27 protein-coding genes, 1 pseudogene and 1 other annotated feature are annotated in these 26,043 nt (G+C 58.2%); of the genes and pseudogenes, 12 read left to right on the plus strand and 16 right to left on the minus strand.

The features are described from left to right. Positions 1 to 286: 286 nt before the first annotated feature. Positions 287 to 472, plus strand: coding sequence for a 30S ribosomal protein S21 (rpsU, locus tag ACVWY9_RS07480; protein WP_011432857.1), 186 nt, complete (start codon positions 287 to 289; stop codon positions 470 to 472). A 69-nt stretch (positions 473 to 541) separates the two neighbouring features. Here rpsU and ACVWY9_RS07485 read toward each other — a convergent pair whose 3' ends face one another. Next, positions 542 to 1,894 carry a TonB family protein gene (locus tag ACVWY9_RS07485; protein ID WP_457387956.1) on the minus strand — a complete coding sequence of 451 codons (1,353 nt, stop codon included), beginning with the start codon at positions 1,892 to 1,894 and terminating at the stop codon, positions 542 to 544. Positions 1,895 to 2,150: 256 nt separating this feature from the next. On the opposite strand from ACVWY9_RS07485, the gene ACVWY9_RS07490 reads away from it, so the two are divergent. After that, the gene (locus ACVWY9_RS07490) at positions 2,151 to 2,996 is read left to right on the plus strand and encodes an aromatic ring-hydroxylating oxygenase subunit alpha (protein ID WP_011432855.1); all 846 of its coding nucleotides are present in this window, start codon (positions 2,151 to 2,153) and stop codon (positions 2,994 to 2,996) included. Here ACVWY9_RS07490 and ACVWY9_RS07495 read toward each other — a convergent pair. Continuing rightward, positions 2,976 to 4,187: an RNA-guided endonuclease InsQ/TnpB family protein gene (locus ACVWY9_RS07495; protein ID WP_457387957.1), complete on the minus strand. Its 1,212-nt coding sequence runs from the start codon at positions 4,185 to 4,187 to the stop codon at positions 2,976 to 2,978. The two genes, ACVWY9_RS07490 and ACVWY9_RS07495, sit on opposite strands and share 21 nt — an antisense overlap. 73 nt (positions 4,188 to 4,260) lie before the next feature. Between ACVWY9_RS07495 and ACVWY9_RS07500 the strand changes: the two are divergent. Continuing rightward, positions 4,261 to 4,527, plus strand: a pseudogene (locus tag ACVWY9_RS07500) (hypothetical protein); the annotation flags it as partial. Positions 4,528 to 4,584: 57 nt separating this feature from the next. On the opposite strand, the gene rplL reads toward ACVWY9_RS07500, so the two are convergent. The 10 genes from rplL to ACVWY9_RS07550 form a co-directional block, all read right to left on the minus strand. After that, on the minus strand, positions 4,585 to 4,995 hold the full coding sequence (gene rplL / locus ACVWY9_RS07505) for a 50S ribosomal protein L7/L12 (RefSeq protein ID WP_011432852.1): 411 nt from the start codon (positions 4,993 to 4,995) through the stop codon (positions 4,585 to 4,587). A gap of 65 nt (positions 4,996 to 5,060) precedes the next feature. After that, positions 5,061 to 5,624, minus strand: a complete 564-nt coding sequence (gene rplJ, locus ACVWY9_RS07510; RefSeq protein WP_011432851.1) for a 50S ribosomal protein L10 — start codon at positions 5,622 to 5,624, stop codon at positions 5,061 to 5,063. A gap of 59 nt (positions 5,625 to 5,683) precedes the next feature. Further along, positions 5,684 to 5,843: a sequence feature (ribosomal protein L10 leader region), on the minus strand. A 79-nt stretch (positions 5,844 to 5,922) separates the two neighbouring features. Then, the gene (gene rplA, locus ACVWY9_RS07515) at positions 5,923 to 6,633 is read right to left on the minus strand and encodes a 50S ribosomal protein L1 (protein ID WP_011432850.1); all 711 of its coding nucleotides are present in this window, start codon (positions 6,631 to 6,633) and stop codon (positions 5,923 to 5,925) included. A 106-nt stretch (positions 6,634 to 6,739) separates the two neighbouring features. Beyond that, the gene (gene rplK / locus ACVWY9_RS07520; RefSeq protein ID WP_011432849.1) at positions 6,740 to 7,165 is read right to left on the minus strand and encodes a 50S ribosomal protein L11; all 426 of its coding nucleotides are present in this window, start codon (positions 7,163 to 7,165) and stop codon (positions 6,740 to 6,742) included. Positions 7,166 to 7,174: 9 nt separating this feature from the next. Further along, positions 7,175 to 7,840, minus strand: a complete 666-nt coding sequence (gene nusG, locus ACVWY9_RS07525) for a transcription termination/antitermination protein NusG (RefSeq protein ID WP_011432848.1) — start codon at positions 7,838 to 7,840, stop codon at positions 7,175 to 7,177. A gap of 62 nt (positions 7,841 to 7,902) precedes the next feature. Further along, positions 7,903 to 8,175, minus strand: coding sequence for a preprotein translocase subunit SecE (gene secE / locus ACVWY9_RS07530; RefSeq protein WP_011432847.1), 273 nt, complete (start codon positions 8,173 to 8,175; stop codon positions 7,903 to 7,905). Positions 8,176 to 8,278: 103 nt separating this feature from the next. After that, positions 8,279 to 8,656 (minus strand): hypothetical protein, encoded by a 378-nt coding sequence (locus ACVWY9_RS07535; protein ID WP_011432846.1) that lies wholly within the window; start codon positions 8,654 to 8,656, stop codon positions 8,279 to 8,281. 3 nt (positions 8,657 to 8,659) lie between these two features. Then, positions 8,660 to 9,415 carry a tRNA (guanosine(37)-N1)-methyltransferase TrmD gene (gene trmD, locus ACVWY9_RS07540; protein WP_011432845.1) on the minus strand — a complete coding sequence of 252 codons (756 nt, stop codon included), beginning with the start codon at positions 9,413 to 9,415 and terminating at the stop codon, positions 8,660 to 8,662. 5 nt (positions 9,416 to 9,420) lie between these two features. Continuing rightward, positions 9,421 to 9,819: a hypothetical protein gene (locus tag ACVWY9_RS07545; RefSeq protein ID WP_414522948.1), complete on the minus strand. Its 399-nt coding sequence runs from the start codon at positions 9,817 to 9,819 to the stop codon at positions 9,421 to 9,423. Positions 9,820 to 9,969: 150 nt separating this feature from the next. Then, on the minus strand, positions 9,970 to 10,164 hold the full coding sequence (locus ACVWY9_RS07550) for a hypothetical protein (protein ID WP_041436399.1): 195 nt from the start codon (positions 10,162 to 10,164) through the stop codon (positions 9,970 to 9,972). A gap of 100 nt (positions 10,165 to 10,264) precedes the next feature. On the opposite strand from ACVWY9_RS07550, the gene ACVWY9_RS07555 reads away from it, so the two are divergent. From ACVWY9_RS07555 to ACVWY9_RS07570, 4 genes are all read left to right on the plus strand, one after another. Continuing rightward, positions 10,265 to 11,449, plus strand: coding sequence for a 5-(carboxyamino)imidazole ribonucleotide synthase (locus ACVWY9_RS07555; RefSeq protein WP_011432842.1), 1,185 nt, complete (start codon positions 10,265 to 10,267; stop codon positions 11,447 to 11,449). Beyond that, a complete protein-coding gene (locus ACVWY9_RS07560; protein WP_011432841.1) occupies positions 11,446 to 11,895 on the plus strand; it encodes a hypothetical protein in 450 nt (149 codons plus the stop codon). Before ACVWY9_RS07555 ends, ACVWY9_RS07560 begins: the two co-directional genes overlap by 4 nt. Positions 11,896 to 11,901: 6 nt before the next feature. After that, positions 11,902 to 12,435, plus strand: coding sequence for a ribosomal protein S18-alanine N-acetyltransferase (rimI, locus tag ACVWY9_RS07565; RefSeq protein ID WP_011432840.1), 534 nt, complete (start codon positions 11,902 to 11,904; stop codon positions 12,433 to 12,435). Positions 12,436 to 12,982: 547 nt separating this feature from the next. Then, entirely contained in the window at positions 12,983 to 14,569 is a 1,587-nt protein-coding gene (locus tag ACVWY9_RS07570; RefSeq protein WP_148202712.1) for a mechanosensitive ion channel, read from the plus strand. An 87-nt stretch (positions 14,570 to 14,656) separates the two neighbouring features. On the opposite strand, the gene cydB is transcribed toward ACVWY9_RS07570, so the two are convergent. Together cydB and ACVWY9_RS07580 are read right to left on the minus strand one after the other, a co-directional pair. Beyond that, complete coding sequence (cydB, locus tag ACVWY9_RS07575) at positions 14,657 to 15,706, minus strand: cytochrome d ubiquinol oxidase subunit II (RefSeq protein WP_011432837.1); 1,050 nt, start codon at positions 15,704 to 15,706, stop codon at positions 14,657 to 14,659. Positions 15,707 to 15,899: 193 nt separating this feature from the next. After that, positions 15,900 to 17,333, minus strand: coding sequence for a cytochrome ubiquinol oxidase subunit I (locus tag ACVWY9_RS07580; protein ID WP_457387958.1), 1,434 nt, complete (start codon positions 17,331 to 17,333; stop codon positions 15,900 to 15,902). Positions 17,334 to 17,822: 489 nt separating this feature from the next. Here ACVWY9_RS07580 and mfd point away from each other — a divergent pair, with 489 nt between their 5' ends. The 3 genes from mfd (at position 17,823) to ACVWY9_RS07595 (ending at position 23,128) form a co-directional block, all read left to right on the plus strand. Then, entirely contained in the window at positions 17,823 to 21,299 is a 3,477-nt protein-coding gene (gene mfd / locus ACVWY9_RS07585; protein WP_457387959.1) for a transcription-repair coupling factor, read from the plus strand. Between the two features lie 120 nt (positions 21,300 to 21,419). Further along, complete coding sequence (locus ACVWY9_RS07590) at positions 21,420 to 22,358, plus strand: ABC transporter ATP-binding protein (protein ID WP_457387960.1); 939 nt, start codon at positions 21,420 to 21,422, stop codon at positions 22,356 to 22,358. Beyond that, positions 22,349 to 23,128, plus strand: a complete 780-nt coding sequence (locus ACVWY9_RS07595; RefSeq protein WP_457387961.1) for an ABC transporter permease — start codon at positions 22,349 to 22,351, stop codon at positions 23,126 to 23,128. The genes ACVWY9_RS07590 and ACVWY9_RS07595 overlap by 10 nt, the downstream gene beginning before the upstream one ends. Before the next feature lie 18 nt (positions 23,129 to 23,146). Here ACVWY9_RS07595 and ACVWY9_RS07600 read toward each other — a convergent pair whose 3' ends face one another. After that, positions 23,147 to 23,680 (minus strand): TM2 domain-containing protein, encoded by a 534-nt coding sequence (locus ACVWY9_RS07600; protein WP_414342801.1) that lies wholly within the window; start codon positions 23,678 to 23,680, stop codon positions 23,147 to 23,149. 246 nt (positions 23,681 to 23,926) lie between these two features. Here ACVWY9_RS07600 and ACVWY9_RS07605 point away from each other — a divergent pair, with 246 nt between their 5' ends. Next, the gene (locus ACVWY9_RS07605) at positions 23,927 to 24,202 is read left to right on the plus strand and encodes a hypothetical protein (RefSeq protein ID WP_041436392.1); all 276 of its coding nucleotides are present in this window, start codon (positions 23,927 to 23,929) and stop codon (positions 24,200 to 24,202) included. A gap of 80 nt (positions 24,203 to 24,282) precedes the next feature. Beyond that, positions 24,283 to 25,257, plus strand: a complete 975-nt coding sequence (locus ACVWY9_RS07610) for an ABC transporter permease (protein WP_414389016.1) — start codon at positions 24,283 to 24,285, stop codon at positions 25,255 to 25,257. Positions 25,258 to 25,325: 68 nt separating this feature from the next. Here the strand turns inward: ACVWY9_RS07610 and ACVWY9_RS07615 are convergent, their stop codons facing one another. Continuing rightward, positions 25,326 to 25,751 carry a MarR family winged helix-turn-helix transcriptional regulator gene (locus ACVWY9_RS07615; RefSeq protein ID WP_457387993.1) on the minus strand — a complete coding sequence of 142 codons (426 nt, stop codon included), beginning with the start codon at positions 25,749 to 25,751 and terminating at the stop codon, positions 25,326 to 25,328. Positions 25,752 to 26,043: the final 292 nt, after the last annotated feature.

Raw genomic sequence — 26,043 nt, forward strand, 5'->3', positions numbered from 1 at the left:
CGGAGTCCTTGAAGCCCCGCCCTCTGTCCGTAGGACGAGGGTCGGAATGAAAGGCGGACATCCCCTGTTCTATAATCAACCTGGCTGTGCAAAACGGCATTGCCGGAATCTGGTACAGCTACGCGGTGGGGCATCCCGTGTCTGCTCGTGGAGGGTTCTTGCACTAGCTCCCCAATGAAGCGAGAAGCCCGCTCCGTACCGCCAGCAGTCGGAGTCGGGAGTATGTCACGATAGGGATCCCTGTTGTAACCAAACCCATTTGATTGACGGAGGAGATGTCTTTCCTATGACCCAAGTGACGATTGGCGAAAACGAAGGGATCGAATCTGCGCTGCGTCGCTTCAAGCGTCAGGTTTCTAAGGCGGGCATTTTGCGGGATTTGCGCAACCATCGGCACTTTGAAACCAACCTAGAAAAGCGCAAGCGCAAAGCGGTAGCCGTCCGGCGCAACCGCCGCAAATCTATGGCCTAGGCCATTGCCGACACTCGGAAATCTGAACCCCTCTGAACAGGGCTTGTGGCCTTGCCTGAGGTTCTGACGTTAGTTTCTCGGATTCTGGGTTGAGCCAGCCTGCAGGGATCCGCTCAACACGTTAATTTCCAGCATCAGTTCTTCGCCAACATAGCTCTCGGGCAAAGGAGCAAAGGGGGCTGAGCGCTGGATGGCACTGAGCACGGCTGCATCCAACAGGGGATCTTCTGAGGGGGTTTGCAGGCGCAGTTCCCGCAGGGATCCCTGTCGATCCAGACGCACCTGCACCACTGTTACGTAGGAGCCGGATGCCCGCCGTACCATCCAGTGTTGGCGAACCCTTTCTTGGAATTGAGCCAAGTAGTCTCCCCAATCCGGATCGGCGGTGGCATTTAGGCTGGGTGGGCCTGCCCGCGAGGACTCTATCCCACTGGTGCGACCAAGGCTGGAGCTGTGGGATCCGGTAGGAAAAGTCGGGGGCAAGGTGGGAGAAGGCTCTTCCAACGGGGCTGCGATCGGCTCTGGAGAGGGCAAAGTTGGATGCGGATCCGCTGGAGCCGACAGGTAGGGTTGTGGCAAAACCTCAGGAGAACTTGCTGCTCTTTCGGGTTGAGGCTTGAGGGATTGAGCAGGAGAGATCTGAGCCGATTTGGTCTCCACTGCTGCTGCCGAGGAGGTAGCCAGTAGGCTTTGCAGATGCTGACGATAGTCCTGCAGTTGCTGGCGCTGTGGAGAGGACAGAGGCCAGTGATCCAGCCATTCTTCCGTCAGATGTAGCGCCTCCGCCCAATTGTGATCGGCAACTGCCTGCTCCAGAGCTGCTAAACCCGCTGACAGATTTTCTAACCTGGCCTTTGGCTGCTGCTGAGGAGAGGCAGAGTCGCGGTTGGGTTGGGGCATCTCAAGCTCCCTTGGGGATGGGGGGAGGATCCCAGGGACAGGACTCCCTGCGGCTGAGGCAACCAAAGGCTGTGCCGCCGCAGAAGTGGCCTCTTCACTTGGGCTGGGCACTTGCGACTGCCGCACCGATACGTGATCCCGAGGTTCAGAGACACCGGACTCACGGGCGGAGACGGGCGCAATCCACTGCGGCTCTGGGGGCGGCTCATCCGCCATCTCCACCCACTGAAAGGAGATTATCTCCTCCTCTTCCCGGATCCTAGGCTGCCAACCCACCCAGCTCATCGCGATGAAATGCAACCCTGCCGAGAGCACGTTGGCCAGCCCCAGACGCCAAGGTAAGGAGCGGCGTTCCTGCTCTCGTTTTTGTTGAGAACAGCTGAGGCGAGGATCTGGATCCGTCAGTTGGTTTGGCCGGCTCTCAGCAGCCGGTTCTGGTTTGGGGGAGGTGGACTCTGCAGTAGGTTGGGCCGGGATCCCTGCGCTACAAGGATCTCGAGCGGGGTTCAATTCGTTTTGCACCTTTCCACCTTTCCTCACAGCCACATGCCAACAGAAGCCCACCGACGCTTCTCTGCTTCCTTCGATCAATAGCCCATCCCCGGGCAGGGGGGTAGCCATCGATGCACAAACGCGCCCAGGGCAAAGCTGTGTTGGCTTATACGGACTTCTGCCATTTCAACGCCTATCTTTTTCACGGGGGGCGGTGCTTTGAGCCACCTAGGCTCACGAAAAGCCAGCTCATGATTCTCCGAACTAGAGCTTGTGGAGCGGGTTTATGCTTGTTACCCAGCAACCTGTCCTGAGGCGGTTTTGGTACCCCGTGATCCCGATGTCGGCCCTGGAAACCGGCCCACAAGCTTTCACGCTGCTGAAGACTCCTCTGGTGCTTTGGCTCAATGAGTCAGGGCAGCCTTGCGCCGTCTTGGATCGTTGCTGCCATCGCTCGGCCCAACTTTCCAAAGGGGTTGTTTGCAATGGCCACATCCGCTGCCCCTATCACGGCTGGGAGTTTGACGGCTCCGGCACCTGTGTGAAGGTGCCCCAACTTACAGACAACTTCATCCCCCCTACCTACAAGGTGGAGGGGTTTCGCTGCCAAGAGCGCTATGGCTATGTTTGGGTGGCATTGGCGGATCCCTTGACCGATATTCCCGAGATCCCAGAGGTGGCGGATTCCCGGTTTCGCCAAATTCATCAGTTCTATGAGGTCTGGAAATGCGCCGGCCTGCGCCTGATGGAAAACTCCTTTGACAATGCCCATCTCCACTTCGTCCATCACCAGAGCTTTGGGGTGATCTCCGAGCCTGTACCCCCAGATCTGGACAGCCTTGAAGAACTGGAATATGGCCTTCGGGCCACCTCTGTTTTGCCGGTGTTCAACAGTGACTTGCAGAAGCAAAACTTGCGGATGTCAGAGGATCGCACAGTGCGTATCCTGGAGGGCACCTGGTTTATGCCTTTTGGTCGCAAGCTCAAAATCACCTACCCCAACGGCCTCATCCACATCATTTTCACAGCGGCTACCCCCATCGACGACCAAACCTCGCAGGTGGTGCAATTCTGTTTGCGCAACGATTCAGAAGCAGAGGTGAGTGGTAAACTACCCGACTCCGACCGCTAAAGCGGTACGGAGCGGGCTTTCAGTAGCCCTGAGCCTGCTCTGCCCTACCAGAGAACAAAACAGGCCCGAACCTCTAGGCTGGTTTACGACAGCCCCCAAGAGCGCAATCACATTCGCACCATTCAAATCCGCATCCCCTTCCCATCCACAGTGCCCACACTTGAACGACTTGCCACTGCGGTAGGACTTGCCCTGCTCAGGGTGGATGTGTAAGCACCGGTGACAGGTCTGCGACGTGTAAGCAGGCGGCACAGGAATCAGAGAAACCCCTGCAACCCTCGCCTTGTATTCCAGAAACTGGCGTAGTTGGTAGAACGCCCAACTGTTGGCCCTGCGCCGCTCGGCTTTGCTGCGCGGCTGTTGATTGACTCTTTTCCGGATCCCTGTCAGGTCTTCCAGGGCGATAGCGCTGTTGGTAGCTTTTGCCCTAGAGACAATAGCTTTGGAGATGCGATGATTGACCCACGCCTGAAAACGTCTCTCCTTGCCAGACAGCCGTTGCAACAGTTCTCTGCATCTGCGCCGCGAACTGCGTGTGCCCTTACTGGCTTTGCGTTGGAGTGCCGCCCTCAACCGGGAGTAGTGGTCTCGGACTCTGTTCAACTGCTGTCCATTCCAGTTATCCCCCTCTGACGTATGGGCAATATCTGTCCTTCCCAAGTCCACCCCCAGCACTCTGCCCGTGCGTTGCGGTGGGGATGGCTCCGCTTCTACACAGATTTGAATGGAGTAGGAGCCGTCTTTACGCTTGACCAGAGTGGCCGATTTGGGATTGGAGCCCGCCAGCCGTTCTCTCTGGTAGCGGCCAATCGCCAGCTCAAAGCGCTCCCGACCCTCCACCGTGGTCAGCGACACCGTCCAGTCTTTCTCGCGGAACGAAAAGATACGAGCGTCGTAGGTAGCGAAGCCCCCTTTGAACGCTTTGACGGGGCGGTTTTTCTGTTGGGCAACTTTACGGGCGCCGGCCAGCCGTCTGCAGACCTGCTGAGCCAAGTTACTGGACAAGCCGAACCGGGCACGGATTTCGCGGTAGCACAGAGACTGGAGCTTAACGGCGTTGGCGACTTTCTCGGGTGTGTTTTGGTTGACCCAGTTCAAGGCTTGGCCAAAAGCCTCCAAAGTCGCGTCCAATTTGGCGGCTTGCGACTGGGACGCCTTGAGCTTGCAGGATACGGTCAGGACTTGGGTCATGGTTCTATCATAACTTCCGCATTCCTCCCGACACTGACCCTACGGGTACAGTGCGGGGCTCCTGCGATTTCTAGCTGAGAGTATCATCGCCTTCGATCGGCAGGTGACCCTTGAGGATCAACGGGTTCTGGAAAGCACCGACTATGACGTTCCCCTCGATATCAAGGCGGAGCAGCACATGTTTACCGATAAACCCAGCATCGTCATGCGTCGCAAGCTGGCTGCCCTCTTGAAAGCTCACGGAGAGGTGGAAGCGCGGCGGAGCAGGGATCCTGAACTCACGCCAATGGTCGGGCAGACCCAAAAGAGGGGCCGAAGCAGCCCCCCTTCTTGGGTTTGAGTGTCTCGATTGGATTTCTCGTTAGACCAGAAAGAAGCGCTTTCCCCGTAACTTGAACTACTTGATCTTGACGGTAGCGCCGGCTTCTTCCAGCTTCTTCTTGATGTCGTTGGCTTCCTCTTTGGCAACCCCTTCTTTGACGGGTTTGGGAGCCGCCTCGACCAGATCTTTGGCATCCTTCAGACCCAAGCCGGTCAACTCGCGCACCACCTTGAGGATGGCGATCTTCTTGTCGGCTGGCACAGCCTCGAGGATGACATCAAAGGCAGTTTGCTCTTCCACCGGCTCAGGGGCTGCCGCCGGAGCTGCCGCAGCCGCTGCCACAGGAGCTGCCATGACCATGCCGCCGGCTGGGGCTGCTGCACTGACGCCAAAGGTTTCCTCGATGGCTTTCACCAGCTCGGAAGCTTCCAGCAAGCTCAAGGCTTTCAACTCTTCCAAAATCTTTGCAACGCGCTCTGAAGGCATGATGGTTTCTCCTTAAGGGGTAATGGAATGGATGACATAGGTTTGGGCTGATGAACCGAAGCCCTTTAGGCAGCCTCCTTGTCGGCAATGGCCCGGATGGCCCGCCCCAGAGAGGCTGGGATCTCGTGGATACCGCGCGCCACTTGCGTGGGCACAGCATTGAGCCCGACCGCCAGGCCGGTGGCCACCGACTTGAGGCTGCCCGCCACTTGGGCCATGAGCACTTCCTTGGGCGGTAGCTCGGCGATGGCCTTGGCCTGCTCCAAGGTCAGGGATAGCCCTTCAATGCCAGCACCGCGGAACTCGGTTTTCTTGGTTTGCTTGGCAAAATCTTGATACGCCTTCAGGGCGGCTGAAATATCGCCCCGAATCAAGATAAAGGCCGTCGGCCCCGCCAAAAAGGGAATGATCCCTGCCCAAGCTTTTTGGTCGGCGATGGCTCGCCGCATCAGGGTATTCTTAACAACCATGCAAACCGAATCCGACTTGCGCAGCTCTGCCCGCAGTTGGTCCATCTCCGCAACGGTCAGCCCCTTGTAGTCGATCACCAGCACCATTTGGCTGGCCTGCAGCAGGGATCGGACTTTATCGACGATCTCCGCTTTCTTCGCTAAAGGTTGCTTGCCCATGCGCTCACCTCCTTTGTTGTCAATGGTCACCCAGGGTTGAACGGGTGGTGAATCTGGGTTCTACCAAACAGAATGCGCCCCAGCCGTGGCCGAGACGCATGGAGATAAGCGCACCATCAAAAGCGATCCAAGAAGGGATCCCTTTGAACTTCGCTCAAACCTCGGCAGGACATTAAGCCCGCGGGCACCTGCTGTCTTCGGCTTGCTATTCGACTGGGGAAAGATGTTCTGCCGGGATCCTCCTCCAAATTACACTCACTCAAACCCTTTTCAACCCATCGCAGCGCCGAAGCCAGGCTTAGGTCGCCAACTTCAGCTCCCGCAGGGCATTGATATCAACCTCAATAGAGGGCCCCATTGTAGCAGAAACGTGTAGGGTTCGCCAATACTTGCCCTTGGCTCCAGAGGGACGGTTGCGATCGATGGACTCCTGCACTGCCTTTAGGTTCTCCAGCAGAGCTTCGACGGGGAACTTGCACTTGCCGAAGATCAAATGCACAATGCCGGTGCGATCCGCCCGGTACTCCAGCTTGCCGGCCTTGAACTCCTTAATCGCTTGGGCCAGATCCATGGTTACCGTTCCCCCCTTGGGAGAGGGCATGAGGCCGCGCGGCCCCAACAGCCGCCCCAGCTTGGCCACTTGGGGCATCACATCGGGGGTGGCGATCAGAAGGTCAAAATCCATCATGCCCTTGCTGATTTCCTCGATCAGGTCTTCATAGCCAACCCGATCCGCCCCTGCATTTTGGGCCTCCACCACTTTCTCGCCACGGGCAATCACCGCCACCCGGATCTCTTGGCCGGTGCCCCTGGGCAAGACTACAGTGGTGCGCAGTTGTTGGTCGGCGTACTTGGGGTCAATCCCCAGGCGGATGTGAACCTCTGCCGCCTCCTCAAATTTGGCGGTGGCCGTCTCTTTCATCAGGGCCAAAGCGGCTTCGGGAGCATAGGCAATGGGCTTCACCTTCTCCCGCAAAGCCTGCATACGTTTGGAAAGCTTTCGAGCCATCGTTTCTCCTCGGGGTACTGGCGAGAACTTCTCTCCCCCACAGTGGTTTGCTAGAACAACTTTTTCAAGACCGTGAACACCTCAGATAGGGCAAGGGATCCCTCCATCAATCCACCACCGTCACCCCCATGCTGCGAGCAGTTCCGGCAATAATTTTCATGGCCGCCTCCACATCGTGGGCATTCAAATCCGGCAGCTTCTGCTCGGCGATCTGGCGCAGTTGAGCTCGGGTCAGGGATCCCACCTTGGTTTTGTGGGGCTCGCTGGAGCCAGACTCAATGCCCAGAGCCTTCTTGATCAACACCGAAGCCGGCGGCGTCTTGAGGACGAAGGTAAAGCTGCGATCCTCGAAGATGGAGATTTCAACAGGCACCACCATCCCGGCCTGATCCGCCGTCTTGGCGTTGTACTCCTTACAAAAGGCCATGATGTTGACCCCGTGTTGACCCAAGGCTGGGCCAATGGGGGGAGCGGGGGTGGCCTTGCCCGCCTGAATGGCCAACTTGACCACGGCCACCAACTTCTTAGCCATGAAACGCAGTTACACCTCTTTTCGCACTTGACCAAACTCTAATTCTACCGGGGTATCGCGCCCGAAAATCGAGATCAACGCCTTGAGCTTGCCCCGTTCTGGGCTGACTTCCACCACCTCGCCGTAGAAACCTTGGAAGGGGCCGGACAGCACCTCGATGCGATCCCCAGGGGCCATGTCGATTTTGAGGGGCACTTCCTCCACCTCGACGCTGCTGAAGATGCGCTGGACTTCGCTTTGGCTGAGGGGACGCGGTGTAACATGCCCCCGACCGCGACCGTAGGCCCGCTTTTCTTCGGTGCCGACAAAGTTGATCACATTGGGGGTTGTTTTCACCACCATCCAAGTGTCGTCGTTCATGTCCATGCGCACCAGGACATAGCCGGGAAAAATCTTCTCCTCTTGCTCCTGGCGCTTGCCGGATCGATCCAGCTTGAAGCCCGTCCGCTTCGGGATCACCACCTCGACAATTTGATCCGCCACATCCAAAGCAGCCGCCCGTTGCATCAGGGTGCTCTTCACTTTGTTCTCGCAGCCGGAAGCCACCTGCACGGCGTACCAGCGCAGGTTACGACGCTCTTGACCTTCCCCCTCGTCCGGTTCCGGGATCGCGTCTGCAGGCTCAAAGTGCTCCACACGGCCCCCACGACGTTTTCGCTGCTGCTCTGGCCTCATCACCTCACATCCTCCCTGTAGCCATCCTTGAACATGACTCTCTTGCCCCTCAGGACAGAACATCACAAGAACAGCTGAGTGGCTACCCAAGCAAACACTTGATCGACCAGGTAGATGAAGGAAGCAAAAGCCAACACAATCAGTAAGACCCCTACCGACTCGCCGATCAATTGCCGGCGGCTCGGCCAAACAATCTTGCTTAATTCTGTGCGGGTCTCTTGAATAAAACCCGGGATCCCTTTGGGTGCGGTGGAACTGTCTTTGGAGTGACCCCGGCTGGCGGGATCCAAACGCTGCTCCGTATCGGCTTTGCTGGAGGGGGTGCTCTTAACCACGGCGGTGTTCTCCTAATGGATCCCGAAAACGGTGTACCGCATTTCAGCAGGCACGGGATCGGCTTTGCGATCCTAACAGATTTACCGGGAATGGGATCCAACCTTAGGGAGTGGGGGTGGGCTCAGGTGCCAAGGAACCGGGAGAAAGCGGGAGGGAGCGGCGGCGGGATTGGTTAAATTGCTCCACAGCAGCATCAACGCTGGCCTTGCCGTCCCAGCGGGAAGCAGCATTCTGGCGGGAGAGGAAGTCGGCAGCCCGGAAGAGATCGTTGACGTTGATGCTGGTGCCATCGAACAGAGGGGGATTGCTGTCGCGGCGAATGGCATCGTTGACACTTCCGCTTTGGGCCAGGGCCACCCCAGAACCGCTCAGAACCGAGCTCAAGGCCATTCCCACCAGAAGCAGCACTGGGGGCGAGGGGATCCCACGCCAGCAGACGGGCGATGGATTCAGGAGACGGTTGAGAAGCTTGCCGAGCATGATTTATTTCTCCACATCGTTCACGCCAGGGTGCTGCTCCGCCAACCCCTCTGCCAACAACTGTTGCTCTTCGGCGGTCAAGGGGCGCTTGGCCAACAGGTCTGGCCGCCTTTGCCAGGTTCGAACCAACTGCTGCTGCAGACGCCAACGGGCAATGGCTTGATGGTCGCCTGAGAGGAGCACCGGCGGCACCTTGTGCCCCTGAAACTCTGCCGGGCGGGTGTATTGAGGATAGTCCAACAGCCCCGCCTGGAAGCTTTCGCTCTTTAACGAGTCTACCTTGCCCACAGTGCCCGGCAAGAGCCGCACCACGCCGTTGATCAGGGCCAGCGCCGGAATTTCCCCCCCGGTCAGGACAAAATCCCCCAGCGACACCTCGCGGGTGGCCAGGTATTGGCGGATGCGTTCGTCAAAGCCTTCGTACTGGCCACACAGCAGGATCAGTTGCGCTTTCTGGGCCAGCTCCTGCAGCAGCGCCTGGTTCAGCGGTTGCCCCTGGGGCGTCAGCAGAATGATCTCGCAGGGATCCAACCGGGGCAGGGAGGCGACAGCAGCGAAGAAAGGCTCTGGCTTGAGCACCATGCCCACCCCACCCCCGTAGGGCTCATCATCGACACGGCGGTGCTTATCGGTGGCGAAGTCGCGTGGATTGGTGCAGTGGACTTCGGCGATCCCCTGCTGTAGGGCTTTGCCCACCAGCCCAATGCGCAGCGGCGTTTCAAAAAATTCGGGGAAAAGGGTAAGGATATCGAACCGCACAGGACTCAGGACGAGGTGCGCAACCGCTCCAAATCCAGGCGCAAGGACTCGATCTGGTGGATCAGCTCCATCAACTCAGCCATCTCTTCTCTGGAGATAGCCGGCTTGTTGGGGGAGGAAGCTGGTGTCGGGGGAGCATTCTCGACAGGCGCTTCAGAGTCAGGACTTGCCGAGGGGGCGTTGGCGGCTGGATCCCTGAGACTCTCAACGTAACGAATTGCCTCCTGCTCGATCAACTCTCCCTTTTGCTCCAGCTCTGCCGCCAGTTGGCCCAAGTCCATCGAAAGGCGGTTGAGGTTTTCGGTGCGCTTTTCCGGGTCTTGCAGGATTTCCACCAGAGCAGTGGCCGTGCCGTAAAAAATGTGGCGAGCCCGCGTGAACCAATCTGAAGAGTGAGAACTCATGGCAGCAGAAAGAGGTGGGTTGTGGATTATTCTAGGCGATCCACCCGACGGGATGAGCCCAAGGATACAAGCAGAATACCCGGCGTTCGAGGACAGACTGGAGTCTAGTTCTCCAAAGTCTTGAGGGCAATCTCAACCTGAAGACAGGGTTTAATCGACGGCGCGGATCTCGCCGCTGTTCAGGCGCTCCACAACCGACTCCAGCAGCTCGTGCTCTTCTGGGGAAATTTCTTGATCGGCCATGACGGCACTGAGAATCTGCTGTTGCTCGGCGCGAGTCAAGACTTTGTCCGCCAAAGCCCGGTTGATTAGAGCTCTCAGCTCAGAGGGTTGAGAGGGTTCCACCGTTTTTCTCCTAGCGCTGGAGGGCAAGGGATCCCATAATGGGGTTCTGGATCCCAGAAGCAATGGACAGCGGCCCACCACCCAGTATAACGGTACGGCTGTGGAAACCCAGGTATCCTCAAAAGACCAGAGATCCCAACCTGTGGGGGTGATTGGCGGCGGGCAGTTGGCGCAGATGTTGGCCTTGGCAGCTCGCCAGATGGGGATCCCGCTGGTGGTGCAGGCTGCTGCTCCCACCGATCCGGCGGTGGCAGTGGCCGATGGGGTGGTTTGGGGATCCACAGCCGACAGCCAGGCCACGGCCCAGTTGTTGGAGCGCTGCCCGGTGGTTACTTTTGAAAACGAGTTTATCCCTCTGCCGGAGCTGAAAAAACTGGATCCGGAGGGATCCCGCTTTCGTCCCAGCCTCAGCACGCTAGAGCCGCTGCTGGACAAGTTGCACCAACGGCAGTTCCTGGCGCGGTTGGGGTTGCCGGTGCCGACTTTTTTTCCGCTGGAGGCGGTGTTGGATTCGGCAGACCTGGCTGGACTGGGCTTTCCGGTGGTGCTCAAGCGACGGCGGCAGGGCTACGATGGGCAGGGCACCCGCATCTTGCACGAGCGAGCGGCTTTGCAGCAGGCCCTTAGCCAATCTGAGGGGATCCCGCTATTGCTGGAGGAATGGATCCCGTTCGAGCGGGAGCTGGCGGTGATGGTAGCGCGGGGGCTGAAGGGAGAGATCCGGGTTTACCCGGTGGTGGAAACTGTGCAGATTGAGCAAATCTGCCGCCACGTCCTGGTGCCTGCCCGCATCCCCCCAACCACCGAGGCGGAGATCCGGCGCTTAGCAGCCGATCTGATGGAAAAATTGGGTGCAGTTGGCGTGTTTGGCATCGAGCTGTTCTGGGTGCCGCCGCCCCACCCCAAGGCCGGGATCTGGATCAACGAAATCTCGCCGCGGGTCCACAATTCCGGCCACTACACCCTAGAAGCCTGCCGCACCTCACAATTCGAGCAACACCTGCGGGCCATCCTCGGCCTGCCCTTGGGGGATCCCTCCCTCAAGTGTGGGGGGGCAGTGATGGTGAACCTCTTGGGCTATGAGCATTCCACCGGCGATTACCCAGAAAAGCGGCAGCGCCTGGCCCAGCTCCCCAATGCCACGGTGCATTGGTACCACAAAACCCCTGCCCGCCCAGGGCGGAAACTGGGCCATGTAACCGTCTGTCTGCCGACTGCTCCCTCTCCTTTCGAAGCAGCAGCCCTTGTCCGCACCCTCGAATCCCTCTGGTACCCCCAGCCATGAGCCAAGTGTCGGATCCCTCCTTCTCCCCAGACATTCAAGCCCTGATCCAGGCCATGCAACGGCGGGATGTGCCCGCGGTAGCCCAGCAGGTCAACCGCCTCTCCCCCCAAGAGCGCCCCGCCGTGTTGACCCCTGCCCTTCGATACCTCGCCGAGGTGGATCCCGCCAGCGCCCAGTGGTTTGTTCGCCACCTCATGGCCCCTGCGGTCAAAGCGCAACTGCGAGAAGGGATCCTCAAAGCCGCCCAAGACTACCTACAGGAAGCCGGCTTCACCGAAGGGATCGACTACGAACTCAAGCCTGTTCTCGAAAGCGGTGCGGAGCACCATCCCCAATCGGGGGGCAACATCTTGAGCATCAGCCGCAGAGCCTTGCCCTACGCGGCTCCCGATGACGATCCCTTGGGGCAGTTGTTGTTGGCGGAATTCTGCGAATTGCGAGACTAGGCCACCATGAGCGGTACGAGTTATCGGCTGCAGCTGTTGGACATCACTGCCCTGCCCCAACTGCTGGAGCTGGATCGGCGGTGCTATGGGGGATACTGGGGAGAACAGGGATATCGAGCGGAGCTGGAACGACCCACAAGCACGGTGATTGGGGTAGTGGCGGAACCCGCTGCCGTTGGCGCTTCGTGTGGCTCGGGCCGAGCCGAGTTTCCCCTTCCCTCTCCAAACCCCACTTCGCCGACGCAGGTGACAAAAGAGCTGGTGGGCTTCGGCATTCTCTGGCGCATTGAAGAAGAAGCACATATCATCTCTCTGGCGGTGGATCCCGAGCACCGGCAACAGGGCTTGGGCCGGCGGATTCTGGAAGAACTGCTGAACCAAGCGAGAGCAGCAGGCTGCCGCTGGGCCACTCTGGAGGTAAAGGCTTCCAATCAAGCGGCAATCCGCCTGTACGAATCGGCAGGGTTTCAACGGCTGGGACGTCGCAAGGGGTATTACAACGGAGAAGATGCGCTGGTGTATTGGAAGAAACCGATTTAGAAGGCTATCAATTGTAAATTGAAGAACTGCAAACGTATTTCGGGATACACCTTAGGCCAGACAGTGAGCAAGCCAATAGGCTAAGCATATCAAGGCTACAGGGGATCCAACCCATTGACCGAGTGTCGATTGCCCGTTTGATTCTTTATATAGGTCATCAAAATGCTCTCATTCTGTGGATGCAAACTGCCCGCTGCAGTTCCTCCCAGCAACACTGACTCTAGCCAATGCAGCCGCATCCATCGCACAACAGAGATCCTGACTTAATCTACAAAGCTCCTGCTCGGTGGGGAAAAGCTATAATCTGCGGTATCAACAACTTGAATTCGATCCTTGCCGTTCGATGGCCCATCGGAGCTTTGACTGATGGCTGGAGCCCTTGGGTTAATAGAATGTGAAGTTTTATTTCGAGATCCGATATTTCTGCCTCAATATATATTTTTCATATCATATTCCCCCTTTGGCCAACTTGCCTGAAAAAACACTTCAGGTTAACCTACACTTGTTATCTGTCCATCCTGAGCATTTTCAAGCTGTGAGGATCATTATGGACACCTCTGGAAACACCATTGGAGATGAGGCCATCTCTTTTGTCGTCAGTCTTTGGTCTAGGCTTATCGATTTTATGCCCAATCTCCTTGCGGCGATTGCCATCTTAATTCTGGGTTGGATAGTGGCCACGGCAGTAGCCTTCGGCATCAGAGGACTTCTCAAGAGGACGCAACTGGACAATCGCTTGGCTGCTTGGGTTTTGGGCCAAAAGCCCGGCGAGAAGCTGCCCCAAACGGAGCGCTGGGTGGCCGCTGCCGTCTACTGGGTGATTCTTGCTTTTGTGTTGGTGGCGGTACTGAATGCCCTGCAGCTTCAAGCTGTCTCCGATCCGCTCAACAGGTTTTTGGGGGAAATCTTCGTTTATCTGCCACGGGTGGGTGGGGCGCTGGTGCTGCTGGCTGTGGGCTGGGTGGTGGCCACTGTTGCTCGGCTGGCGGTCATCCAGGGGCTGCGGCGTTTCAACCTCGATGAGCAGTTGGCCCGGCCTCTGCAACAGGAAAGCACTGCCGGTGAGGCAGGTGCAGAAGGAACCCCAACCGGCCAAGAGGGAGGTACAGAGGTCACCCCTTTCCTGCTGAATGAAACTTTGGGCAATGCCCTTTACTGGCTGATTCTGCTGTTCTTTTTGCCGATCATCCTGGATACCCTGAACCTGCAGGGGCCGCTGCAGCCGGTGCAAAACCTGCTGGATCAGTTGCTGTCGATGGTGCCGCGGATTTTGGGAGCGCTGATCATCGGTGCAGTGGGCTGGTTTTTGGCCCGCATCGTGCGTGGGATCGTCTCCAATTTGTTGGTGGCAGCAGGGGCAAATCGGTTGGGGGCACGCTTTGGCGTTCCCCAGTTGGCCCAGATCGTCGGGACGGTGGTGTATGTCTTGGTGTTGATCCCGGCGGTGATTGCGGCGCTGAATGCCTTGGAAATTCGGGCCATCTCCGATCCGGCGGTGGCGATGCTGGAGCAGGTGTTGCGGGCCATTCCCTTGATCGCGGGATCCGCTTTGATCCTGGCCGTCTTTTACTTGCTGGGGCAATTTTTGGCCAGCTTGGTAACCCAGTTGCTGCAGGCGGTGGGTTTTGACCGTCTGGTCGCGGGGCTGGGCTTGCCCCTGGCCGCTGCTCCTGAGCCTGAAGGGGATCCCGCTGCCAAACGTCGCACTCCCTCCGAGATCGCCGGCTTGGTGGTCTGGGTAGGCGTGGTCTTGTTTGGGGCGGTGCCGGCAGTGGAGTTGCTGCAGTTTGCCGCCCTAACCGACATTGTGCAGGGGCTGTTGCTGATTTCCGGTCGGGTGCTCATCGGCGCCCTGGTGTTTGGGATCGGTCTTTATTTGGCCAATTTGGCCCACTCTATGATCAAGAGCTTGGGTAGCCCTTCCTCAGGGGTACTGGCCCAGGCGGCGCGGGTGGCTATCTTGGTTTTTGTTGGCGCCATGGCCCTGCAGCAGATGGGCGTGGCCACCGACATTGTGGTGTTGGCTTTTGGTCTGGTTCTGGGGGCGATTGCCGTGGCGGTGGCGTTGGCTTTTGGGTTGGGAGGTCGCGATGTAGCTGCCGAGCAGATCCGGCAATGGCTCAAGAGAGAGTGAGAGCCTTTCTCTGTAGACGTTCGATTGCACCTAAAAAATTGCCCCGCCCATCACCGGGCGGGGTTATTGCTGCATCCTCAGGCCAGCTTAAACTGCCTCTGGAACTTTGGCCTCTTCCGCCGCCACTTCCTGCACCACGATCTTGCCCCGGAACACCACGTAGTTGTAGATGTTGTAGGACAAGATAACCGGGATCAGAAAGCCAATAAAGGTGAGCATAAACACCAGCGAGCTGGGGGAGGCTGCCGCTTCGTAGATGGTGACGCTGGGGGGGATGATGTTGGGGAAGACCATGAACCCCAAGCCGATAAAAGAAAGCGCAAAGATCAAAAAAGTGTAAACCAAAACGCTATTTTCTTCCCGCCGGCGCAGGCTGCGCAGCAACAACGCCACCAACAAAAGTCCCAGAACTGGGATGGCAGCAAAGATGTAGAAAAGGGGGGGCGAGAAAAGCTGAGCACGCGCCTGCTCGGACATGATAGGAGTGCTGATGGTGATAAACACTGCCCCCAGTAAAGTTGTCCAGGTGGCGATGGTTGCCGTCTTGTAGTAGGTTTCCTGAAGCTCGCCGGTGGTCTTAACGATTAGGTAGGCTGAGCCGATTAACACATAGCCCTGGATCAAAGTAAGAGCCACCAACAGCGTGCGCCAGGTCAGCCAATCCCAGGGGCTGCCGGCAAAGTGGCCGGCTTCGTCCACGCGGATCCCTTCGAAGACGCTGCCCAAGGCAAATCCCTGGCCCAAGGCTGCCAAAAAGCTGCCCACTCCAAAGGCTAGGTTCCACACCAACTTGTTGTCGGCGTTTTCCCGAAACTCGAAGGAAACGGCCCGCAAGATCAGGCCCACCACCATGATCACCAAGGGTATGTAGAGGGCATTGAGAATGGTGGCGTAGGCGAGAGGAAAAGATCCAAATAGGGATCCCCCCATCAACACCAGCCACGTCTCGTTGGCATCCCAAACATTGCCCAAGCTGGTCATGAGAATGCTGCGCCGCGTCTCGCTGGAGGCCGTCAGGGAGAGGATACCAACTCCCAGATCAAACCCGTCCAGCAGAACGTAGAGAAATAGGAATAGGCCCAGGATAAAAAACCAAACCTGGGGCAGAAACCGCTGTAAAGGCTCAAAAGATTCCATCGCTGTTCCCTCTGCTTTGAGTATTTCTGACCAGTGCGAGACAGTTCCCGATGGCGATCCCCAGTCCCTCTCCCTCCAGGGAAGGGAAGTTGGGAGTTGACGTAGCGAAGGGTTTCACTGCTGTGGGGAATGGGCCTGCTACGTTGCCCTGTTGCTACTTGGAGTCACCAGTTAGATGGCTACCAAACTGCTGCTACCGAGCTTCTGCAGGACGGCGATCTGGCTCGTGGCGGGCAGGCTCGACCACGATCACCGGCTGCGTTGCCGGGGCAGGAGCGGGCAACTCCAGGTTGGGCCCTTTGCGGATGATGCGGCTGCCAAAGTAGAGAGCGGCAACGAAGAACACAGTGTACAACGCGGTCAGGCCAACCAGAGAAAACAGCACTTCTCCTGCCGGCAGGGGCGAAACCGATTCCACCGTGCGCAGTTGTCCATACACAATCCAGGGCTGCCGACCCACACAGCGGACGATCCAACCGGTTTCAACGGCGATGTATCCCAGGGGTGCTGCGAAGATCCAAGCTCTCATCAGCCACTTTTGCTGAGAAAGGGCCTCCACTGAGAGCTTGCCCCTCAGCCATTGCACAAGGGTAACTCCGACAAGCCCGGCTAGGAGGAGGCCAATGGCCACCATTGTCCTAAAGGAGTAGTAGATGAGGCCAACCATGTGGGGACGATTTTGGGGATCCCAGCTTTTGAGCCCTTGAATGGGTCGATCCAGCCTGGGTTTGAACTCCAGCAGATAGCCCAGCGCGCCAGGGATCTTCACCTCCCACTCGTTGCGCTCTTCGCGGTCGTTGGGCACAGCCAACAGGCTCCAGTCTGCCCGCTCGCCGGCAGGGATCGTCTCCCACTGGGCCTCCATGGCCGCCAGCTTGGCCGGCTGATAGCGATAGACTTGCTCCGCGCTTAGATGGCCGACAAACACCTGCAAAGGGGCGATCACCAGGGTCATTGCCAAGACCACTTTGAGGGAGCGGGAGAAGAACTCGCTGTGCCGCCGCTTGAGAATGTACCAGGCACTGATGCCACCGATAACAAACAAAGAGGTTTCCAAGGTGGCAAAAAACATGTGCAGAAAGCTGTTGACCATGAAGGGGTTGACAATGGCCTGCAGGTAGTCCCGCACCACAAATTTCCCATCGACGAACACGCCACCTGCCGGCGTCTGCAGCCAAGAGTTGGCCGTCAGGATCCAAAAGGTGGATAAGTTGGCGCCAAAGGCCACCAGGATCGTCGAGATCCAGTGAATCACCGGCGGGACGCGCTCCCAGCCGAACAGCATGATCCCCAGAAAGCTGGCCTCCAGCATAAAGGCCATCGTGCCCTCAAAGCCCAGGATGGTTCCAAAAAAATCTCCCACCGCTTCGGAAAAGGGTGCCCAGTTCATGCCAAATTGAAAGGCCATTGGCAAGCCTGAGGCCACGCCAATACCGAAGTTCAACACATAGAGTTTTGACCAGAAACGGGCGTGGCGGTAGTAATCTAAGTTGCGGGTTTTTAGCCAAAGTCCCTCAATCACAACGAGATAAATGGCCATCCCCGTTGTTAAAACCGGCCACAACATGTGAAAAATGGCCGTGAGGGCAAACTGTAGACGAGAAAGGGCAACGGTATCCAGAAACATGATTTGTACCAAGTTTAGATGAATTGACCCATACAGCTTTTTCCGACAACATCTGCTGCAATTGATACAGCTACATCTCTTGCATGAAAAACATCTTGCTGACTGGCAGACATCAGATGAGGCCGGGAAAGCCGTAGTTCGTTGTTCCTTCTAACATCGAATCTTGGCTAAGACAATTGACAGGCCGTCCGACTCTAAAGGTTAATTTTAGGATTCTGTGAAGTATAGGCTTTTTTTGTGATTTAGACTACAAAGCAAAAAGCCCTCTGTGAACCTAGCGGCCAAAAACTGGCAGGCCATTGACATAGGGTTCTGGTTTTCTTCGTCTTTAAACAACAAAACTGTTGTCCCAATAGATCGAGGAGCAATTCCCAGCAAGGGGCGACTTCCCGTCTACAGCGCCAGCAGACGGCTGCTGATTGTCCCCGGAGCCTGCCAGAATTGGGATCCCTGCTTGTTGGGATCGCAGTTTGCAGTGTGGGGTGGAAGATGTCGTTTATCCCGCTGGTGCGCTTTCTGGCCCAATCTGGCTTGATTCAAGAGCTGGCCGCCTGCTTGAGATCGCAGCGACGGGCAAATCTGCAGGGGGCAGGGCGGATTGCCAAGGGGTTGATCGCCTCGGCTTTGGCCCAGCAGGAGGGAAGATCCCTGCTGGTGGTCACTGCCACCTTGGAGGAGGCAGGCCGCTGGACGGCGCAACTGGAGGGCATGGGCTGGGAGAGTGTGCAGCTCTACCCCACCTCCGAGGCTTCCCCCTACGAACCTTTTGACCTGGAACCGGAGCTGGTGTGGGGCCAGTTTCAGGTGCTGGCCGATTGCCTCCAGGGGAAGAAGGGCATGGCCATTGTGGCGACAGAGCGGGCCCTCCAACCCCACCTCCCTCCCCCAGAGGTGTTGCGGGCCTTTTGCCTCAAGCTGGAACCCGGCCTGGAGATGTCGCCGCAGCAGTTGGGGCAGCAGTTGGCTCGTCTGGGCTATCGGCGGGTAAGCCTGGTGGAAAGCGAAGGGGAGTGGAGCCAGAGAGGCGATATTCTCGACGTTTTCCCGGTGGCCTGCGAGTGGCCGGTGCGCCTAGAGTGGTTTGGCAACGAGCTGGAGCGGCTGCGGGAGTTTGACCCGGTGAGCCAGCGCTCTCAAGACGGGATCCCCCATGTCTGGCTAACTCCCACCGGCTACGGGCCCATCCTCTGGCCGGCTCTGCAGGAAAAAGCCGATCAGCTTTCCCAGGGTCTGCGGCAGCAGTTGGAGCAGTCGCCGTCTCCTCCGGAGGGCTTGCGCCGTTTTCTCGGCCTGCTCTACGATCCGCCAGCCAACCTGCTGAGCTATCTGGATCCCGAGGCTTTGATCCTGATCGACGAGCCGGAGCAGTGCCAGGCCCACAGCCAGCAGTGGCTCTACCACGCCCAAGAACAGTGGAAACAGGCCCAGGTTGCGGAGCCGGCTCTGCAGCCCTTTCACCGCCCCTTCGATCTCCATGCTCCCGACTGGGATCCCTTCCCCTGCCTGTTGGCCCGCACCTTTGCCCCTGCTGGCGAAGCCGAAGCTGCCCTTGACCTAAAAAGCCGGCCTGTGCCTACTGCTCCCCACCAGTTTGGATCCCTGGCCAAAACCCTGCGCGAGTACCGCAAGCAGCAGTTGCAGGTGTGGATCCTCTCTGCCCAGCCCTCCCGCACCGTAGCTCTGCTGCAGGAACACGACTGCCCCGCCCAGTACGTGCCCAATCCCAAAGACTTCCCGGCCATCGAGCGCCAGCTGCAGTCCTACACCCCAGTGGCCCTCAAGTATTCCGGCCTGGCCGAGCTGGAGGGGGTTCTCCTGCCCACCTTGGGGTGGGTGGTGCTCACCGACCGCGAGTTTTTCGGCCAGCACAGCCTGGCCACCCCTACTTATGTGCGCAAGCGCCGCCAGGCCAGCTCTCGCCAGGTGGATCCCAACCTGCTCAAGCCAGGGGATTTTGTCGTTCACAAGGCCCATGGCATTGGCCAGTTTCTGCGCTTAGAAAGCCTCACCATTGGGGGCGAAACCCGCGAGTACCTGGTTATTCAATACAGCGATGGCCTGTTGCGGGTGGCTGCCGACCAGGTCAACTCCCTTTCCCGCTACCGCGCCAGCGGGGATGGACCACCTGCCCTGCACAAGATGTCCGGCAGCACCTGGGAAAAGACCAAACAGAAGGTGAAAAAGAGCCTGCGAAAAGTGGCCTTTGACCTGCTGCAGCTCTATGCCAAACGCGCCGAACAGGAGGGCTATGCCTTCCCGCCCGATTCTCCTTGGCAACAGGAGCTGGAAGATTCTTTCCCCTATCCCCTGACGCCGGATCAACTCCGAGCTGTCCAGGAGATCAAGCGGGATATGGAATCTCCACGCCCTATGGATCGGCTGCTGTGTGGAGATGTGGGTTTTGGCAAAACGGAAGTGGCCATCCGCGCCATTTTCAAGGCCGTAACCGCCGGCAAGCAAGTGGCTCTTTTGGCGCCGACCACCATTCTCACCCAGCAGCATTATCACACCTTAAAAGAGCGCTTCGCTCCCTATCCTATTCAAGTGGGCTTGCTCAACCGCTTCCGCACCTCGGAGGAGAAAAAAGAAATCCTATCCCGTCTCAAGAGTGGCGAACTGGATGTTGTGGTGGGCACCCACCAGCTTTTGGGCAAGGATGTGCAATTTCGGGATTTAGGCCTTTTGGTTATTGACGAAGAGCAGCGCTTTGGCGTCAACCAAAAAGAGAAAATCAAACTTCTCAAAACCCAGGTGGATGTACTCACCCTCACCGCCACCCCTATTCCCCGCACTCTGTATATGGCCTTGTCGGGTTTGCGGGAAATGAGCTTGATCCAAACTCCGCCTCCTTCCCGCCGGCCTATCAAAACTCACCTTTCTCCCTACAACCCCGAAGTCATCCGCACGGCTATCCGCCAAGAGTTGGATCGCGGCGGTCAAGTCTTCTATGTCGTCAACCGCATTGAAGGCATCGAAGAAACCAGTGCCAAATTGCGGGAGTGGGTGCCCGGTGCTCGCATTGCCATTGCCCACGGGCAGATGCCGGAAGGGGAGCTAGAGGCAACGATGCTGGCTTTTAACAATGGGGAAATCGATATCCTGGTCTGCACGACGATTATCGAATCCGGTTTGGATATTCCCCGCGTCAACACCATTTTGATTGAAAATGCTCAGGAGTTTGGATTGGCTCAGCTATACCAGCTGCGGGGGCGGGTGGGCCGGGCTGGGATCCAAGCCCATGCTTGGCTGTTTTACCGAGAAGACGGGATCCTCACCGAGGAGGCCCGCAAACGCCTACAGGCCATTCAGGAATTTACCCAACTGGGATCCGGCTATCAGTTGGCAATGCGGGATATGGAAATTCGTGGCATTGGCAACCTGCTGGGAACGGAACAATCCGGGCAAGTCAATGCGGTGGGCTTCGATCTTTACCTGGAAATGCTGCAAGAAGCCATTCGAGAAATTCGCGGCCAGGAGATCCCGCAGGTGGAGGACACGCAAATCGACCTGAATGTTACCGCCATGATCCCGCAAAGCTATATCCCCGACGAAGATCAAAAGATGCAGGCTTATCGACACCTGGCTGCTGCCGGCTCTCGGGTCGAGCTGTTGCAAATTGCCCAAGAATGGCAAGACCGCTTTGGCCCCCTGCCCAAGCCTACCCAGGAGCTGCTGCGGGTGATGGAGCTGAAGATCCTGGCCCGCACCCTGGGCTTTTCCCGCATCAAACCGGCCAAAGAGCATGTGCTTTTGGAAACCCCCATGGAGGAGCCGGCTTGGAATCGCCTGAAAGAGGCTCTGCCCACTCACCTGCAGCCTCGCTTTGTCTACCAACCGGGCAAGGTGACGGTGCGAGGGCTGGGGATGGTGCCGGCGGCGCAGCAACTGGAGAACCTTTTGCAGTGGCTGGACAAGATGAGCCTGGCCCTGAGCCGGATGGAGGCTGGGATCCCAATGACCCCCTAGATCTTGCCGGATCCCTCTCGAGGCGGGCCCATGCTCTGGTGTGAGAGAGTGGAATGGCCGGCCCTCCTCTCTTCAGCGCTCCTTTTTGCATCGGCTTCGCGTTTGCATCGGGTTCGCGTCATGAAAGTTCTAGAAGCTCACCACCTCCAAAAAACCTACCGGCAAGGAGGCAGGGAGGTGCGGGCGGTGGTGGATGTCTCCCTGACGCTGGCAGCAGGGGAGATCCTGGCTTTTTTGGGGCCCAACGGGGCCGGCAAGACCACCACCATTAAGATGATTGCCGGGCTGATCCAACCGGACGCGGGCACAGTGTGCGTTCTCGGACGGGATCCCCATACCGATCCGGGGGCCCTGGCCCAGGTGGGGGCAGTGCTGGAAGGCAATCGCAACCTCTACTGGCGGCTGACCCCCCTACAGAACCTGGAGTACTTTGGCGTGCTGCGGGGGCTACCCCCCAGAACCGCCCGGCAACGGGGGCTAGAGCTCCTGGAGACCTTTGGCCTGTGGGAAAAGCGGGATGTTGCCGTGCAAACCCTTTCGCGGGGTATGCAGCAGAAGGTGGCCATTGCCGTTGCCCTCCTGCACCAGCCGGCCCTGTTGTTGCTGGATGAGCCCACCCTAGGGCTGGACGTGGAAGCCGCCCAAGCGGTGAAATCCCTCATCCGCCAGATTGCTGCCTCCGGGCAGGCCATTCTGCTAACTACCCATCAACTGGAGATGGCGGAGGTGCTGGCGGATCAGGTGGCTGTCATTCAGCAGGGGGTGATCGTTGCCCAAGCCCCCACGCGCGAGTTCATCCGGAACTTTGCCGGCGCCGTCAGCACTTATCGGATCGAGCTGGAACAGGGGCTGGATCCCTGGAGGGTTGAACAACTGGCCCGCCAAGGGGTGGAGATTCTCGGATCCCATCGGGTGCGGTTCAGCGGCCCGCCAGAGATGCTCTATCAGGTGCTGGAGATCTTGAAGCCTTTGCCCTTGCTCAGCCTCAAACGAGAGGAAGCCGATCTCACCCACATCTTCCTCAAGTTGTTGAAAAGAGGGGATAGACAATGCCAGTGATCCACCTGTTTTGGGCCGAACTAAAGCGGGCCTGGATCCAGTACATCCGCTATCCGGCAGAGGCCCTGGGCGGGATCCTGATCACCACGTTCTTCTTCTATGCCCTCTTTGCCGGCGCCCAATATGTGGCAGGGCCTGCCTCCCAATTTGGCGAACGGTTGGATGCGGTGGTGATCGGCTATGTGCTCTGGACGCTGGTCATTTTTGTGGTCAACGATATTGCCCTTAACCTGCAGGTGGAAGCCCAGACGGGGACGCTAGAGCAGGTGCTGCTTTCGCCCTTTTCCGCGGCCACCCTGTTTCTGGCGCGGGCTTGTGCCAGCTTGGTGTTGCGCTTTTCTGTTGTTGTCGTCATTTTGGGTGCCATTTTGCTGCTCACAGGCAGTCGGCTGCGCTTTCCCCCCAGTTTGGTGCTGCCGCTCTTGAGCGTGGTGCTGGGGGCCTACGGTTTTTCGTTTTTGCTGGGATCCGCCGCTCTGATTTGGAAGCGAATTCAGCAGCTTTTAATTATCAGCCAATTCGGCCTGCTTTTCCTGTTGGCTGCTCCCACGGAAGAATGGCCGGGATCCCTGAAGGGGCTGGGGCAGATGCTACCCATGACAGCGGGGGCGGGGCTGCTGCGAGACGTGATGGTGCGGGAGGCGGGCTTGGATCCCGTGCGGCTGATCATGGCTCTGACCAGCGGCGTTTTCTACTTCGGCCTGGGCTTGCTGACCTTTCGCCGGGCGGTTCGGGCAGCCAAGCGCCGAGGGATCCTGGGATCCCAGTAGAGGTCTGCAGGAGGGCATCTAGAGCGAACGTTGGTCGGGGGAGCGGTGCAGCAGGTGAGGGAAGTGGTATTCTACCGCTCCAGTGACCGGGTTGTTTTCGGGGAAAGCCATGCTCCGCCGGCTCAGCTCTTGCAGCGCCTTTTCAATTTCGTCAAAGTCGGCAGGTAAGTCGATAGCTATCTCCGCAAGGGTGAGGATCCCTTGCCGCTGTTGGGCTAGCCGCAGGATCTCCCGCATCAGAGCTTGACCTTTGAGGGGCTGAGGAGGTGCTGAGGTGGTTTTTGAGGAAGCTGGGGATGGGGAGGGTCGGGATCCCTGCAGGACGGCCAGCTTGAAGTTGTAGTTCTCCACCATGCCTGGGATCAAAAACAGGTCAATTAACTGGCCAAAGCCCAGCAGGCCAAAGGTGAACAGCCAGAGGATGCCTGTTCCAGTCTTGCCCAGGTAGAAGCGATGGACGCCACAGATCCCGAAGATGCCCAACGCCCAGAGGATATAGGCAGTACCGACAGACTTGGGTTCAGCGGGGGGCAGCAGGTAGCGAGAACTCATGGAGATTTGACGAGATAACTCCGAGCGGGTACTTCCAGTTTGTCATCTTCTGGCCTGGACGGGCAGAAGAGAACCGGCGTGATCTCTGCAAGCAAGCTGGGATCCCTTCTACGCTCTTGTCTGAGGGAGGGCAGCCTCAACGGGAAAACAACCGGAATAATGAGATCCAAGTCCCCCAGGCTCAAAGAACTCCGTCTCCCGCTCACGCAAGCAGTGGACATGCCTATAGAAGGCAAGGGAAAGTCGATGTTTGAGCCAATTTTAATCGGGTTGAGCGCTGTGCTCTGGGGCCTCCTCTGGGGCTACGCTACACTGCTGGTTGTGCTGGTGAACTTTAAGGAGCAAGGATCGGTTTACGCCTACCCTATGCAGGCGGTGCTGGATCGCTTTGTCGAATCCTTGGGGCTGGGCTGGCTTAAGGATCTGCATGCCCTGCAACTGAGGCCGCTGCGCCGGATCAGCTATGCTCTGTTTGGTGCCGTCACCCTAGGGGTGGCTTTCATGCTCTGGGTGTTGGGGTGAGGCGATGACCAGATCGACAGGCGCATTCCCGCAGCAACTGCAAATGCGTTAACCCAACCCGAGTTCTCGACAGGCTCATAATGACCGCTGCCCAACTGGTCGCCATTCTCTCCACTGCCATTGCCACCGCCACACCGGTGGTCTTCGCCTGTGTGGGGGAAACCATTACCGAGCGGGCAGGGGTGATCAATCTCTCCGCAGAGGGGACGATCATGCTGGCGGCCATGGTTGGGTTCGCCGTGGCCAAGCTGACGGGAAGCTTGGTATTGGGCTTTTTGGCTGCCGCCGCGGTGGGAGCGCTGTTTGCTGGGATCGTGGCCTTTGGCTCGCTGACCCTGAAGGGATCCCAAATTGCCATTGGTTTCGTCTTGACCCTATTGGGGGCGGATTTGTCTTCCTTTTTGGGCAATCCGTTCGTGCGGATCCCAGGGCCAACGGTGCCCAGCCTGCCCATCCCCTTCCTGAGAGAGGTGCCGCTGCTGGGGCCACTCCTGTTCCAAGGGGATCTGTTGCTGTACGCCAGCTACGCGCTCATCGGGGGAACTTGGTTCTTTTTGTATCGCACTCAGCCTGGCCTGATGTTGCGGGCTATGGGAGAACAGCCGGCGGCGGCTTTTGCCCGCGGCACCAATGTCATTTTCTGGCGCTATGTTTACACCCTTGTGGGGGGATCCCTATTGGGCTTGGCGGGGGCTGCCTTTTCTCTGGATTTCAAGGCCGGCTGGAGCCACCGACATACAGCAGGGTATGGCTGGATTGCCTTGGCCATCGTCATCTTCGGTGGCTGGAACCCCTTGCGGGTAGCTCTGGGGGCCTACCTGTTCGGCATTTTGCAGTCCTTCGCTGGGGTTGCCCAGACCACCATCCGCGCCGTGCCCACCCAAGTTTTTACGGTGGCTCCCTTTGTGTTGATGATTTTGGTGTTGGTGCTCACCTCTGGGGAATGGTGGGAGTACGGCTTGCGCGGGATCCCACCTCGGCTGCGGCGCTGGATCCAGCAGGCGGTGAAGGCCACGCCGCCGGCAGCTCTAGGGCAGCCGTTTGAACCGGGCTAGAGGTTGCTTCCGGCACTACGGCTTGGGGGTCGCTGATCAGCCGGATCGGAGAGGGGAATCTGAAAGCGCTAGAAAATAGCCTGCAGTTTTTTAAGGCAAGCCTGGATCTGCGCCATCTCCGAGGGATCCAGCTTTTGGAAGCGCTCTTTCAAGTAGGCGACGTGGGCCGGGAAAATTTCCTCAAACAGTTTTTCCCCCGCTTCTGTCAGCACGACCTTAAAGCAGCGTCGGTTTTCCGGGGGCACTTCCCGGCGCACCAGCCCTTTTTGTTCCAGGCGATCCACAATGCCGGTCAGTGTCCCTTTAGTCACCAGCGTTTTTTGGGCCAAGACATTCATGGTCATCCCAGGGGTATTGCCAAGGGTAACCAACACATCGAATTGGGGGGCCGTCAGCCCCATTTGCCGAATGTGAGCCCCGGCGTAATTTTCAAAAGCTTGGTAGGCCCGCGCCAGATCCCGCAACAGCCCCAAAAAAGGCTCACGGGCCGCCAATACCGTCCCCCTCAGCGGAACAGAGTCCTCAGGCTTGAGAACCTCGTCGCTTTGGAGAAGGGGGGATGGAGAGGAGTCAGCGGGAGTGGGCATGGTTGAAGATCGCAGTTCGCGTTGGTGGAACAAACTCAAACCCAAAGGACAGTCTCGGCTCCATGATAGCCCACTGTAGTACAGTTCTAACGCAAAATGAACTACGTCTATCTGCTTTGCTGAGCTAGCCCCTTCGCCGTTATGTGGTTCTCATAAAAAAAGGGGATCCACTGGATGGATCCCCCGTGACGGACAGAGC

It is taken from the genome of Thermostichus sp. OS-CIW-31, from assembly GCF_054060305.1.

What these genes read in the sequence shown, in the direction of transcription:
- rpsU (WP_011432857.1), top strand. Translation starts at nt 287, where the DNA reads ATGACCCAAGTGACGATTGGCGAAAACGAAGGGATCGAATCTGCGCTG.
- ACVWY9_RS07490 (WP_011432855.1), top strand. Translation starts at nt 2,151, where the DNA reads ATGCTTGTTACCCAGCAACCTGTCCTGAGGCGGTTTTGGTACCCCGTG.
- ACVWY9_RS07495 (WP_457387957.1), bottom strand. Translation starts at nt 4,187, where the DNA reads ATGACCCAAGTCCTGACCGTATCCTGCAAGCTCAAGGCGTCCCAGTCG.
- rplL (WP_011432852.1), bottom strand. Translation starts at nt 4,995, where the DNA reads ATGCCTTCAGAGCGCGTTGCAAAGATTTTGGAAGAGTTGAAAGCCTTG.
- rplJ (WP_011432851.1), bottom strand. Translation starts at nt 5,624, where the DNA reads ATGGGCAAGCAACCTTTAGCGAAGAAAGCGGAGATCGTCGATAAAGTC.
- rplA (WP_011432850.1), bottom strand. Translation starts at nt 6,633, where the DNA reads ATGGCTCGAAAGCTTTCCAAACGTATGCAGGCTTTGCGGGAGAAGGTG.
- rplK (WP_011432849.1), bottom strand. Translation starts at nt 7,165, where the DNA reads ATGGCTAAGAAGTTGGTGGCCGTGGTCAAGTTGGCCATTCAGGCGGGC.
- nusG (WP_011432848.1), bottom strand. Translation starts at nt 7,840, where the DNA reads ATGAGGCCAGAGCAGCAGCGAAAACGTCGTGGGGGCCGTGTGGAGCAC.
- ACVWY9_RS07535 (WP_011432846.1), bottom strand. Translation starts at nt 8,656, where the DNA reads ATGCTCGGCAAGCTTCTCAACCGTCTCCTGAATCCATCGCCCGTCTGC.
- ACVWY9_RS07545 (WP_414522948.1), bottom strand. Translation starts at nt 9,819, where the DNA reads ATGAGTTCTCACTCTTCAGATTGGTTCACGCGGGCTCGCCACATTTTT.
- ACVWY9_RS07560 (WP_011432841.1), top strand. Translation starts at nt 11,446, where the DNA reads ATGAGCCAAGTGTCGGATCCCTCCTTCTCCCCAGACATTCAAGCCCTG.
- rimI (WP_011432840.1), top strand. Translation starts at nt 11,902, where the DNA reads ATGAGCGGTACGAGTTATCGGCTGCAGCTGTTGGACATCACTGCCCTG.
- ACVWY9_RS07570 (WP_148202712.1), top strand. Translation starts at nt 12,983, where the DNA reads ATGGACACCTCTGGAAACACCATTGGAGATGAGGCCATCTCTTTTGTC.
- cydB (WP_011432837.1), bottom strand. Translation starts at nt 15,706, where the DNA reads ATGGAATCTTTTGAGCCTTTACAGCGGTTTCTGCCCCAGGTTTGGTTT.
- ACVWY9_RS07580 (WP_457387958.1), bottom strand. Translation starts at nt 17,333, where the DNA reads ATGTTTCTGGATACCGTTGCCCTTTCTCGTCTACAGTTTGCCCTCACG.
- mfd (WP_457387959.1), top strand. Translation starts at nt 17,823, where the DNA reads ATGTCGTTTATCCCGCTGGTGCGCTTTCTGGCCCAATCTGGCTTGATT.
- ACVWY9_RS07590 (WP_457387960.1), top strand. Translation starts at nt 21,420, where the DNA reads ATGAAAGTTCTAGAAGCTCACCACCTCCAAAAAACCTACCGGCAAGGA.
- ACVWY9_RS07595 (WP_457387961.1), top strand. Translation starts at nt 22,349, where the DNA reads ATGCCAGTGATCCACCTGTTTTGGGCCGAACTAAAGCGGGCCTGGATC.
- ACVWY9_RS07600 (WP_414342801.1), bottom strand. Translation starts at nt 23,680, where the DNA reads ATGAGTTCTCGCTACCTGCTGCCCCCCGCTGAACCCAAGTCTGTCGGT.
- ACVWY9_RS07605 (WP_041436392.1), top strand. Translation starts at nt 23,927, where the DNA reads ATGTTTGAGCCAATTTTAATCGGGTTGAGCGCTGTGCTCTGGGGCCTC.
- ACVWY9_RS07610 (WP_414389016.1), top strand. Translation starts at nt 24,283, where the DNA reads ATGACCGCTGCCCAACTGGTCGCCATTCTCTCCACTGCCATTGCCACC.